The sequence below is a fragment of the Salinivibrio sp. MA351 genome, assembly GCF_001996065.1.
GTDB lineage: Bacteria > Pseudomonadota > Gammaproteobacteria > Enterobacterales > Vibrionaceae > Salinivibrio > Salinivibrio costicola.
This window is the reverse complement of sequence record NZ_MUFG01000010.1, coordinates 1-11,579: the sequence shown is the minus strand read 5'-3', so window position 1 is coordinate 11,579 and position 11,579 is coordinate 1. Positions and strand designations below refer to the sequence as shown.

General features: G+C 47.8%; 10 protein-coding genes and 2 pseudogenes. 2 read left to right on the top strand and 10 right to left on the bottom strand.

All coding sequences use genetic code 11. The annotated features are described in order from the left end of the window. Positions 1-30 precede the first annotated feature (30 nt). On the top strand, positions 31-297 hold the full coding sequence (locus BZG78_RS07150) for a GrxA family glutaredoxin (protein ID WP_021022836.1): 267 nt from the start codon (positions 31-33) through the stop codon (positions 295-297). Between the two features lie 108 nt (positions 298-405). Here BZG78_RS07150 and BZG78_RS07145 read toward each other — a convergent pair whose 3' ends face one another. The 10 genes and pseudogenes from BZG78_RS07145 to BZG78_RS07100 all read right to left on the bottom strand — a co-directional run bounded on the left by BZG78_RS07145 (position 406) and on the right by BZG78_RS07100 (position 11,355). Next, complete coding sequence (locus BZG78_RS07145; protein ID WP_077660783.1) at positions 406-3,588, bottom strand: ATP-binding protein; 3,183 nt, start codon at positions 3,586-3,588, stop codon at positions 406-408. Beyond that, positions 3,585-6,443, bottom strand: coding sequence for a PAS domain-containing protein (locus BZG78_RS07140; protein WP_077660782.1), 2,859 nt, complete (start codon positions 6,441-6,443; stop codon positions 3,585-3,587). The genes BZG78_RS07145 and BZG78_RS07140 overlap by 4 nt, the downstream gene beginning before the upstream one ends. Before the next feature lie 24 nt (positions 6,444-6,467). Then, entirely contained in the window at positions 6,468-8,117 is a 1,650-nt protein-coding gene (locus BZG78_RS07135; protein ID WP_077660781.1) for a diguanylate cyclase, read from the bottom strand. Further along, a complete protein-coding gene (locus BZG78_RS07130; protein WP_077660780.1) occupies positions 8,110-8,499 on the bottom strand; it encodes a response regulator in 390 nt (129 codons plus the stop codon). The genes BZG78_RS07135 and BZG78_RS07130 overlap by 8 nt, the downstream gene beginning before the upstream one ends. 232 nt (positions 8,500-8,731) lie before the next feature. Then, positions 8,732-8,995 (bottom strand): Txe/YoeB family addiction module toxin, encoded by a 264-nt coding sequence (locus BZG78_RS07125; RefSeq protein ID WP_077660779.1) that lies wholly within the window; start codon positions 8,993-8,995, stop codon positions 8,732-8,734. Continuing rightward, a complete protein-coding gene (locus BZG78_RS07120; RefSeq protein ID WP_021022842.1) occupies positions 8,992-9,234 on the bottom strand; it encodes a type II toxin-antitoxin system Phd/YefM family antitoxin in 243 nt (80 codons plus the stop codon). Before BZG78_RS07120 ends, BZG78_RS07125 begins: the two co-directional genes overlap by 4 nt. A gap of 89 nt (positions 9,235-9,323) precedes the next feature. Then, positions 9,324-10,019 (bottom strand): annotated as a pseudogene (locus tag BZG78_RS07115) (arylamine N-acetyltransferase); the annotation flags it as partial. Positions 10,020-10,072: 53 nt separating this feature from the next. After that, a complete protein-coding gene (locus BZG78_RS07110) occupies positions 10,073-10,336 on the bottom strand; it encodes a DUF4282 domain-containing protein (protein WP_025744784.1) in 264 nt (87 codons plus the stop codon). Between the two features lie 41 nt (positions 10,337-10,377). Then, positions 10,378-10,905: a GNAT family N-acetyltransferase gene (locus BZG78_RS07105; protein WP_242412995.1), complete on the bottom strand. Its 528-nt coding sequence runs from the start codon at positions 10,903-10,905 to the stop codon at positions 10,378-10,380. A gap of 21 nt (positions 10,906-10,926) precedes the next feature. Beyond that, entirely contained in the window at positions 10,927-11,355 is a 429-nt protein-coding gene (locus tag BZG78_RS07100) for an N-acetyltransferase (RefSeq protein WP_077660776.1), read from the bottom strand. Positions 11,356-11,401: 46 nt separating this feature from the next. Between BZG78_RS07100 and BZG78_RS15300 the strand changes: the two are divergent. Further along, positions 11,402-11,524, top strand: a pseudogene (locus BZG78_RS15300) (IS110 family transposase); the annotation flags it as partial. Between the last annotated feature and the right edge of the window lie 55 nt (positions 11,525-11,579).

Genomic DNA, 11,579 nt, shown 5'->3' with positions numbered 1-11,579 from the left:
GTAACAACATTAATGCCAAAGGAGATGAATATGTTCGTCGTAATTTTCGGTCGCCCAGGGTGCCCTTTTTGTGTTCGCGCCAAAGACCTAGCGGAAGATCTTAAAACCAACCGTGATGACTTTAACTACCGTTATGTCGATATTCACGCGGAAGGCATCAGCAAAGCGGATTTGGAAAAAACCGTCGGCAAACCGGTTGAAACCGTGCCACAGATTTTCGTTGATCAAGCGCACGTTGGCGGCTTTACCGAATTTGAAGCCTACGCCAAAGAAAATCTCGGTTTGTTCCAAGACTAATCGGTCGAGCAATCGATAAAAAACCAGCCCATTGGCTGGTTTTTTTGTTTTTGGCGGTCATTGATATATCGAGGTTGTCGTCTAGCGTCTCGATTAACGCTAGGAACGTTACCGCTCACGCGTAATACGCTTGCCGATAATATCCACAAGCCTGTCAGTTGTCAGTTGCCTTTTCATCAACACACCGTGAACCGTATCGTATCGTTCAGCACTAATCTCCTCACCGGTCAGTACGATAATCGCAGCCGTTGGCTGTGTTTCTTGAATCACTGGAATTAAGCGCCAACCCGATCCGTCGGGTAAACCAATATCCAACAAGACAGCATCATACGCATGTTGCGTTAACAACGATTGAGCTTGGCTCAGTGTGAGAGCATGATCAAGCGTCATATAATCACTGACCATCGCCTGAACAATTCGATGTAAATCTATATCGTCTTCAACATGCAAAATTTTTGCCTGTGTAGACGTTAGCAACTGTTGTTTTACTAGACTGATGAGTTGTTTGTGATCGATGGGTTTTGCTAACCATTCAATGTTTTCAGCGTCGCCATTAAGCTCTAACCGTCCTTGTTTCATCTTTGCAGACACCACAACAATGGGAATATTAGCGGTGTCGGCATGCTGTCTTATCCGACGAATAATATCGAGCCCACCGATATCGGGCAGCATTAAATCTAAGCTGATTAAGTCATAATGCCTTGCTTGTAACGCTTTTAACGCCGCCATACCCTCTTGGCTAATATCAACTCGGTATCCGGCCTCTTCCAGCACTATTTTTAATAAACTAGCCACGTCGGGATCATCTTCAATCACTAGAATATTATATGAAGAGTTAATGTTTGGTTTGTCACCAATGTTCGAGTCAGTCGGCCTATGCTGATCGACCGATTTGGTCTTCACTGTTTCATGCAAAGGCAGCTGAAAGTAAAAACGGGTGCCTTTCCCCGGGCTCGACTCAAAACCTATCTTGCCATTCATTTTTTCAACGAGTTCACGGGTAATCGCAAGCCCTAACCCCGTGCCACCTTTTTGCCGTGTATCTGTGCTATCGGCTTGGGCAAACTTTTGGAAAATTTTGGGATAAAAGTCCGCAGCAATACCACAACCTTGGTCAGTAACACTCACGGTCACGTGCTGTTCATCCACCACGGTATCGATGGTGACCGTCGCCCCATCAGGCGAAAACTTGATCGCATTAGATAGCAGATTAGCCAATACTTGCTTCAGCCTTTGTTTGTCTACTCGAACCTCGGCGTTAGCCGTTTCACTGTTCAAGACGATATCGATGTGCCGCTCTGCACCGTATGCTTTATTTTCTTCTAAACACTGCTCAAGGATGGGATCAATAGATTGAACTTGCATATCAAAATACAACTGGCCGGCCGCTATTTTTTCGATATCGAGTAAATCATTGATCAATAACGCTAACCGCTCGCTATTACGGTGTGCGGTGTTGAGTATTTTTTGGGCTTTATCAGGGATCTCACCCAAGCGTCCACCCAGCACTAGACTCAGTGCACCAGACACCGAGGTAAGCGGCGTACGCAACTCATGACTGACCGTAGAAATGAACTCATTCTTCATTTGCTCATGACGTTTGCGTTCGGTGATATTTTGGGCAATCCCGAGGAAACCGGTAATCTCTTGACTGTCGTTGTATATCGCCGTTACTGTCAACATAACCGGAATATGCTGACCTTGCTTATGGACATAACACCATTCACGCGTTTCTGCGCCCTCTAACATCGGAATGGTCATAAATGTCTCAAACCCAGTTATCGCCCGATTAAACTGACCTGATAGCGCCTGAGATCGTTCTTCCACCTCGTCAGGCACATGAAAAAAGGCAGGGCTGTGTTTATCGACGACCTCGGCAGAATGGTAACCAAGCAGTCGCTCAGCGCCGGTGTTGAATAAAGTAATTATGCCTCTCGTATCCGTCGCGATAATCGCAACCTCAGTCGAGGCGGCCAATATATTACTGAGCAGATCGGAAGTGCTTGCCAGTTCACGGGTACGGTCCTTTACCTCTTGCTTTAAGTTTGCTCGTGCCTTTTCCAATTCACGGAAGTTATCACTAAGCGCATGGCTCATATCTTGCAGCGATGTCGACAAAACAGCATATTCCGCTACTCGGCTTTCAGCCAGCACAACACTCGCTTGATAGCGTATTTTTTTAGGTAGATGACGGCTTGCCCTATCGAGTTGTGAAAGAGGCTGAATCAGGATTCGGCTCAACAAAAAGGCCGCGAGTATACTCAAAAAAGCAATGCCTGAAAGCATAATAAAGCTTTGATTACGACTCCTTTCAATAGCCTCTATCAATGGCGCTGCCGGCCGTTCTGCAAGCAAGACCATAGCGTCGGACCGGTCTGTTAATGGCAGTTGGTAACGATAAAAGCCGGATTGCCAGCGATTAACCAAACTACCCCCCGACGCCGGCAACCAAATAGACAGGTTATCGGCACTGGTTAGCGGCCGGACTCCCCCTGGTAAACCAGAGTGTAAATCACCGACCTGCACTGTCGGTGTTCCCTCGCGATTTAATATCGCCACACCAGACGCACCTTGAGACAGTGACGGCCGTAATGCTCTCTTTTGGTTATCAAGCGAACGGTCAGGTTGCTGGTTGAGTCGAGCCACGGCACCCTCGGCAACCCGCTTAAGTTCGTCAGCGATCCGTTGCTCGTTTTTTATTATATTATTTTGGTTGTTGATAATGATGGGTGTCATCCCCGCGATAAGGGTCAGGCACAACAGGGCATCAAAAAGCAGCTCCTGGAGCCGTATCTTTGCCGGTAACCAATTGATAGTGCCATTCTGGAAATACCAAATCAGCAGTTTCACCAATAGCCCTGCAATGAGCGCATTGAACAAACCGTTCAGCGCTTGTTTTAAGACAATCATGCCGGTGGAGCTGCCATCCATACCGATGGCTATTGCATAGATTGGTATCAGCACTATCGGGCTCACCACTACCCAAAAAGCGAGATCCGCGAGTACCAAGTTTTTTACGCCGCGGCGATACAATAAACTGACTGCAAACGCTTCCAATGTCAGTGTCAGCATCGCGTAAGGGTGACCCCAAAGTATCCAGGTATAAGAACCGCCAGCTAACGCCACGAACACGGCTGGCCATAGCCCGATCAATCTTATGGCCAGCATGACAGCCACCGAGCCAAAGATAAAATGCACGCCGAAAAACAAAGGCAAGTTGACCATGTTACCAACGACGGCAATAAGGGCCAGTAACAGCGTTGCCATCACCTGTTTAGCAACTACGCTCATTGTGCAACCTGCAACTGAATAAAAAACAACGCCCCACCGCCCTCAGCATCGCGGTACCCCACATTACCGTCCATTTGCTGACATATCTCCCGCGTAATCGCTAGCCCCAGTCCTGTACCAGCAACCTTGCGATTATCACTGCTGTCAGCTTGGCTAAAACGCTGAAACAGTCGATCCTGAAACGCTAGGTCAACCCCAGGTCCACGATCTCTGATAGCAATTTCAACCAGCGTTTTATCAACAATTACCGAAACGTCTACCCACTCACCTTCTGGTGAGAATTTGATCGCATTAGATAAAAGATTGGTCAGTGCTTGAATCAATCTTGGTCCATCAACATTGACCGTCACAGCCGGCCAGTTATTTGGAGGGCGTATTTGTGTCTGAGTTTGATGCTGGTAGGATTTAACAGACTCTATCGCGTCATCCAATAGCGAGCCAAGATCTTGCTTTTGTTTCTGAATTGGCATTTTTCCTGCCACGAGCTTTTCCATATCTAACAAGTCGTTTATCAGCAAGGTTAAACGTGTTGCGTTACGCTCGGCAGTATGCAGCAACTTGTTAGCCTTTGGTGGTAATTCCCCAGTTGCGCCGCCATTCAATAATCCTAACGCGCCTTTGATCGACGTTAAGGGTGTGCGCAGTTCATGGCTGACGGTGGCAATAAATTCATCTTTCATTTTGTCGAGTTTTTTACGCTCAGTAATGTCTTCGACAAGGGACCAGATCACCTTTCTTCCATCCAACTCTGTGCTCAGCATGCCTTGCAAACGGACCGGATAACGACTGCCATCTTTGCGGATGTACTCTTTTTCAAACGGCCCATAACGACCCGTGCTTTGCATACTTGCCAGCGCTTTTTGCTCCTCTGGCTCATATTCTTTAGGCGTGACATCCCAATAACTAAGGGAAACGAATTCTTCGCGGGTGTAACCCGTGGGTGCAGTCAAAGCATCATTGAGATCAAGAAACTGCCCGGTAGCAAAATCATTCAAAGCGATGCCGATAGGGGAAAAGTCAAACAAGCTACGCAATCTCGCCTCGCTCTGCTCCAAAGCTAAACGCGCCTGGTGCTGTTCGTGAACATCTTGCAAATAACCGTGCCACAATATACTACCGTCGATCATTTTCTCCGGCCTCGCCTCGCCAGAAATCCAACGATAGCCCTTACCCGGACAATTGATCTGATAGGTAGATTGCCAGTGTTCTAACGTATTCGCCGAATGCTCAATGGATCGACTCACGGTCTCAATATCGCCAGGATGGATGCGCTCAAACGCAGGAATGGCATCTTCTGCAGCCTGTTCTGGTGTGATGCCGTACAACGTCTCTATTTGAGGGGAACTATAAGGAAAAACCATACGCCCATCGGGAAAACGACGGAATTGATAGAGCGTTCCCGGCAATAATGCTGCTAATTTGGTCAGCCGCTGCTGGCTCAAATTCTGGGTCAATACATCGGATAACCAGTTGCCGAGGAGGCGTAGAAACAGTTTTTCGCCATCGTTGTAATCTTCAGAACGCGCCTTAGCGGACGATACGTTCAATGTGCCCCAGGGGCGGTCATAGATATTGATGACAACGCCAGCATAGCTGCCTAACGGTGCAGTTTTATAACACGGATGTTGCTGAAACTCTGGGCGATCGGTATCGGCAATAAACTGTTCCTGCGTGGTGCTGCTGGGGTTCTCTGCCATCAAAAACTGACACCAGGTGTCTTTTAATGCAAACTGCTGCCCTGCAACAATCGTTGTGTCTGGCGGCCCAGCTATCCAGTTAACCGTATACACCTCGCCTTTTATTTCACTGACAATGGCCAATTCAGCCCTCAAGTAGAGCTTGGCCTCTTGCAAGGCATGATTGATTATCTCATCCAGGCTCCCATGACTGGAAAAGGCAATGTCAGTCAGCACCGTTAACGCCTGATGGTGCCGCTCCAGCTGCGTTAAGGCATTGCGCTCTCGAGTAATATCGATAATAAACCCTTCAAGCACCAGTGGATGCCTAGGATCTGTGTCTATACATTTACCTCGTTCCTCCACCCAGCGAAAGCCCAGCGTACGATGTCGAACACGATACTCAATATGCCATTCCTCATTGTTGGCCATGGCGTTGGCAACGGCGTTATCAACAACGAACACATCATCAGGGTGAATGAGATCCGCATAACAAACACGTTTATTATTTATCAAGTCCTCGGCGGTATAGCCACTGATGGTGTCGACTTGATTACTGATATAGAGCATGGTCCAGCTTTTATCTGGCAAACAACGAAACGTAATACCTGGTATGTTATTAACCAGCGATGTCATTTCATTGTGACTAGCCTGCAGTTGTTGCTGCAACGCCGTTGACTCACGTCGCTGATAAGTATCGGTCCAAATCAGATCCTCCACCATGCCAGCAAGGTTCTTTAGTTGCGCCACGTTTTCTTCACTAAACTGCCTTGGTTGGTTATCGATTAGGCATAGCGTGCCCAGTCGATAACCCTCGCTGCTGTGAATCGGCATACCTGCATAAAACCGAATATCCGGCGCCCCACAGACGAGCGGATTATCACAAAAACGCATGTCGTCTAGCGCGTTTTCAACAATTAATGGTTCACTACCCAGAATGGCATGCCCACAAAAAGAGATATCCCTTGGGGTTTCAGAGGCATCTACCCCCTGACGAGACTTGAAGTATTGTCGCTCCCGGTCGATCAGTGACACCAGCGCGATAGGGACAGAAAACAAGTCAAGGCATAAGCGAGTAATGCGCTCAAAACGTGGGTCGGCACCACTGTTAAGCAGCTCGGTTTCGTCTAGTGCCTGTTGACGCTCGGCTTCGTTATCAGGGATAGATGGCGTTCGCATACAAAAGCTCCGGACAATTAGCGATTAAGGCGTATTCATTGCTTGTACGACACAGTTTCGTCCGTCATGCTTGGCGCGATACAAGGCTTTGTCCGCGAGAGCCAATAAAGACTCACTTGGTTCTGTCGGAAAGCACTGATTGTCGGCAATGCCGGCGGAAAGCGTGCAAGAAAACGTGGCGTCATTCGCCTTGAACGTGATCGCTCCGAAATCTTCTCGTAATTGATTAACCAAATGCTCGGCTTGGTCAGCATCACAATCTGGCAATACCAGCGCAAACTCTTCTCCGCCGTATCGGCCAAGCTTATCCGTATTCCTAAAATGCTGACGTAAAAGCGTACCGATTGCCGCGATCACCTGATCCCCAATAGCGTGACCATAGGTGTCATTCACGCCTTTAAAGTGATCAATATCCAACATGACCACGCTGAATACTTGCGACCGACGCTGCGCCAATTGCCATTGCTTTTGCAACGCGTCTTTGATGCTGGCGTGTTTCAATAAGCCGGTAAGCCCGTCTTGATGTTGCGTGCGGTTAAACGCTCGAAATCGCTGTATTCTGCTTTGACACAGGCGCACCAAAAGATCCGTGTCCACCGGCACCTCAAGAATGGCATCGCCGTCTAACAACAATGATTGGCGACGCAAATCTGCGTTAGGGTCGCGAGAGAGGAAAATAATCGGCAAATGTGACCAATGCTCTGTCTGCGCGAGCAAGGCCACTAATTCAGCGCCCGTCACCTGCGGTAACCAGACACTGACAAGGATAATTTCAGGATTAAACTCGCTGATACACTCAAACAGTCGTTCTGGCTTATCCAGTGTCGCGACGTTCATGTCTGCATCTTCTAAGACAGATTGGCATTGAGAGACGAGGGCTGGGTCTTGATCAATTATCATAACCCGACCAGGTTCCGCGTCTATGTGGCCAAGCATATACGCAAACTTTGAGGCAAGTTTGGCCATGTCCAACGGCTTGGGATAATAACCTGCGCCTCCCGCGCGCAATGCTTGCAGCCTAGCTTTATAACTTTCCTCAGCACCAATGAAAAAGACGGGACATTGAAAGTGCTGTAACTTGGTCTTCCATAAAGTTGCTAAATCGGTATCAGACACGTCGTCCTGAATAGCATGATGGTCAATAAGCAGTAAGTCAGGTGCGTGTTTAGTCAATTGTTTTAGTTCGTTCGCATCCTTTATCCAGTACACCTGAAAACCAAAACGAGCAAACTGGGATTGGGCGTATTTAGCCAAAATATTATCGCGCTCGACCAAGCCGATAATAGGCGCCCCTTCCATAACCGGTTGCTGGATTGTTGTGGTGCTTTGCGTCGCTGACACGCTATCTTTATGGTGCGCAGACTCAAGCGCTTCCATCCAATCAGTTGGCAGGCTGGTGGGCGGTTCTGTTTGGGATAAGCGCTTGGCAACCTGTTGCTCAAATTGACGGGCCGCTTCGCCGAGACTAGCAAAACCAAATGTTCCCGCCGCGCCCGCAATGGTGTGCAACCCAGAGTGCAACGCCTTTAACGTTTCCTGGTCATCATGGCCTGATAACAACTTATCATTGATGGCATGAAGCCGTTTAAACTCCGAGGTCAGCCGTTTAGCGTACGCTTCCTTGAGCCTTTCAAGACGCTTTTCGGTGTCATTAGTCTTTTTGTTATCATCCATTGAATTCGTCCCAAAACGCACGCACATCATCAGCTAATGTCATAGGATCGAAAGGTTTAGAAATAACATGACTCGCCCCTAACGCTTTATAGCGCGCCACTTCTTCTGGATGAACTTTCGCTGTCATAAAAAGAATGAGCACCGAGTCATCAACGAGTCCTCGTTCCCGCATCGCGGTGAGTGTTTCTGGGCCATCCATATTTGGCATCATGACATCGAGCAGTATGATTTGCGGCTTAAATCCGTCCACTTCCTGCAAGGCCCGCTCTCCCGATTCACAGGTTTTAAGAGTGAGGCCACCCACATCCTCGAGTGCTAGGGTAGCAATTTCTCGTATATCAGGATCGTCCTCTACATATAAAACTTTGTTTAAAACAGCCATATACATTCCTTGTTCATTCGCCTAACGGTGTACAACAAATACGGCGACCCGTTCACTGCTACCAACTGACTAGCGTTTTGTCTTTGAATTTTAGTCAGTTGTGTCTTTTAGCGTAGTGCATACCGTCAGCTTCTGGTGGGACAGACGGATAATTTTTGCGCTCCAAACATGGTGCCCAGCCCAGAGAACAACGCAATTAACAACAGCAACCAATAAAGGCCGATGACAGCCACTACTCATAATGGCTCCAGAGCCTGAGCACTTTCACCACCTGTTCATCCTCGAGGATTTGATAGACCAAGCGATGTTGAATATTAATACGGCGTGAATAGGCACCGGTGAGATCGCCGACAAGCTTTTCGAACGGAGGAGGTTTACGGTAGGGATCGTCTTTAATCAGTGCTAGCAGTTCTTGCGCTTTTGGTTTAAGGCCACTGGAGGCCAGCTTTTTTGCATCTTTCTGGGCTTGTTTGGTGTAAACCAACTTCCATGTCACCAGTCCAACTCCTCATCGCATTCATCCGTCGGCGTGGCGATGCCTTCACGAATCGACTCGCGCATCCCTGGCACAGAAAGCAAATAGAGTGTTTCCTGAATCGCTGACCAGTCTTCTTCTGAAATCAGCACCGCTTTGTTACGTTTCCCCGCAATAACAATGGGCTGATGAGATTCGGCGGTTTCATCAATGAGCCGATACAATTTGCTACGCGCTTCAGTGGCAGTGATCCCCGTCATAGCGCTTCTCCAGTGTGATTAACTTTTAATCAATTGTACGGCATCAAGTACGTACGTCAAGACGAACGTTTTCGTTAACATCCGCTCACTCAAACCGCCGCGTTGGCCGCCACCTGTGCAAACGCGGTTTCCAACACTGCGTTGGGCGGTTGCAATAAGAAAACCTCGTGAACCAACTGGGTTAATGCCTCGAGGCTATCGATACTTTTTTCGGTAATGAGGTGCCCTGCCGCATCCCAGACTAAAAACTGCTGATTACGGATCAGATAACGGTTCGACGCAGTGATCAACGACACCACGAGGTTATTGACGAAAATGGCTTCAGGGTGTTGATGAGAATAGAAGTGCGCCACGTCAAAGTCGGCTTCTACTACATCGTAAAGCTCAACCTCGTACAGCGTTAGTGGCGGTTGCTCGGGCTCGTGTAACACCACCGTCACTACATTGCCATTGCGCGTGATTTGATAGGTATCGTGCCCGATGGTGCAGGTGCGCTGGTTGATATTGAGTAAGCCGCGCGGGGTTTTATTGCCAAAACCAACGTCCACTAGATAAGTCTCGCCATCGAGCTCAAGCACATTCATACGGTGAGTGCGCGGATTGGTGGGCTTACCATTGAGCATCACCCGCGCCAACAAACTGCGCATCTTAAACCCCAAATGCTTCAGGGCAAGGTAGGCAATTTTATTATGCTCAAAGCAATAGCCGCCTTGTTGGTTCACCACCAACCGTTCAAACAAAGCATCGGCCTGTAAAGAAAGCGGCTGCCCTGCCATGGCATTAAGGCTGGAAAACGCATATCACCTCGTTAATAAAAACCTTGGCTTACCTTATCAAATTAAGTATCTTTCTCGTCTTTTAAGCTTTGAAGATTTTCGTTGATTTTAAAAATTACAATCATCAGCTCACACCAAATCCTTGCCCCAACCGCACCGCCGACAATGGTAAACAGGCCAATGGCCATATTCTCAAGCCTCATCCCACCGTAGCCACCAAACATGGTGCCCAGCCCAGAGAACAACGCAATTAACAACAGCAGCCAATACAAGCCGGTGACGAGTTTTGGGGTTAGCATTGAGTTAAAAAAGAAGATAGATTTCATTTTTAGTTCCTTAATATATTCTGAGAAAAAGGGTATTCGAATTAGCGAGTAAACACTTCCCACTGCGCTTTGCTGATTTTGTATAAAACATGTTCGCTAAGCGGATCAGACGCGTCGAGATCAGGATGCGCGAAATGATACGCATAGGACATGCCAAGCTTTTTCATCACTGCCTGAGAGCCAATGTTATTCACTGTAGTAAAAGAGACGACTTCCTCTACGCCCAAGTGCATAAACGCATAGTGTAGCGACGCATTAGCCGCTTCTGTGGCATAGCCCCTACCCCAATGTTGTGGCGCAAGTCGCCAGCCAATCTCAACACAAGGTGAGAACGGCATCGTATCTTTCGGTATGTGCAAACCGACAAAGCCAATAAACGCGTGTTGGTCGGGGATCTCGACAGCCCAGAATCCCCAACCACGCTCGGCGATTAACGACTGGATTTTTCTTGCCACCTTGTCGCTTTCTTCCTGGCTCAGACACTTTGGGAAGTGCGCCATGACACGGCTATCGCGGCTCATCTGCGCAAAGGGTTGTTGATCGGCGTCATCCCATTGCCGAAGTATCAATCTTTTCGTTGTTATCATACGTTAGGTTGTGCCCGTGCTCATTGTGTACTCAGGATGCCCCGTATGCTGATCTCGCTGTTCACTTATCACGCTAAAACCTTGAGATAAGTAAAACCGATAACTCGCCTGATTTTCCTTGTATACCGACAAGTTTAACACTGCTCTTTGAGACTTCGCATGACTCAATAATTGCTTACCAATACCTTGGCCCTGAAAGGCCGGAGACACAAAGATGGCAGCCAAATTATTTTCATACAGTGCATAAAAACCAACGACTTTTGACTCGGTTTCATAAACGTAGACCTCTGACGCTGGGATGTAGATCTCACGCATATTATCAACTTGCGAAGCCCAATAGTCGGCCGAGACGAAATCATGCGCTTTAACAGATGCTTCAAGCCAGATTTCAAGAACCAAATCTAAGTCATTTGAATTGTACTTTCTAATCATTTTCGAACTCTAGATTGTCAAATTTATCGGGGTAACATAACACTGGTTAGTCGCCGCTGGAAAGCCGAAAAAAGTCGCTATTATTGCTTGTGTGCGTAAGATGGTAGTGATTTTAAATTCGATGCTCAGAGACGGCGTGATGTGGGATAAAAATCTCGCTAAAATTTAGGATTGACGACATACTCGTTTGTTATATTTATTGCGTAAATGCATCCTTGCTTAAG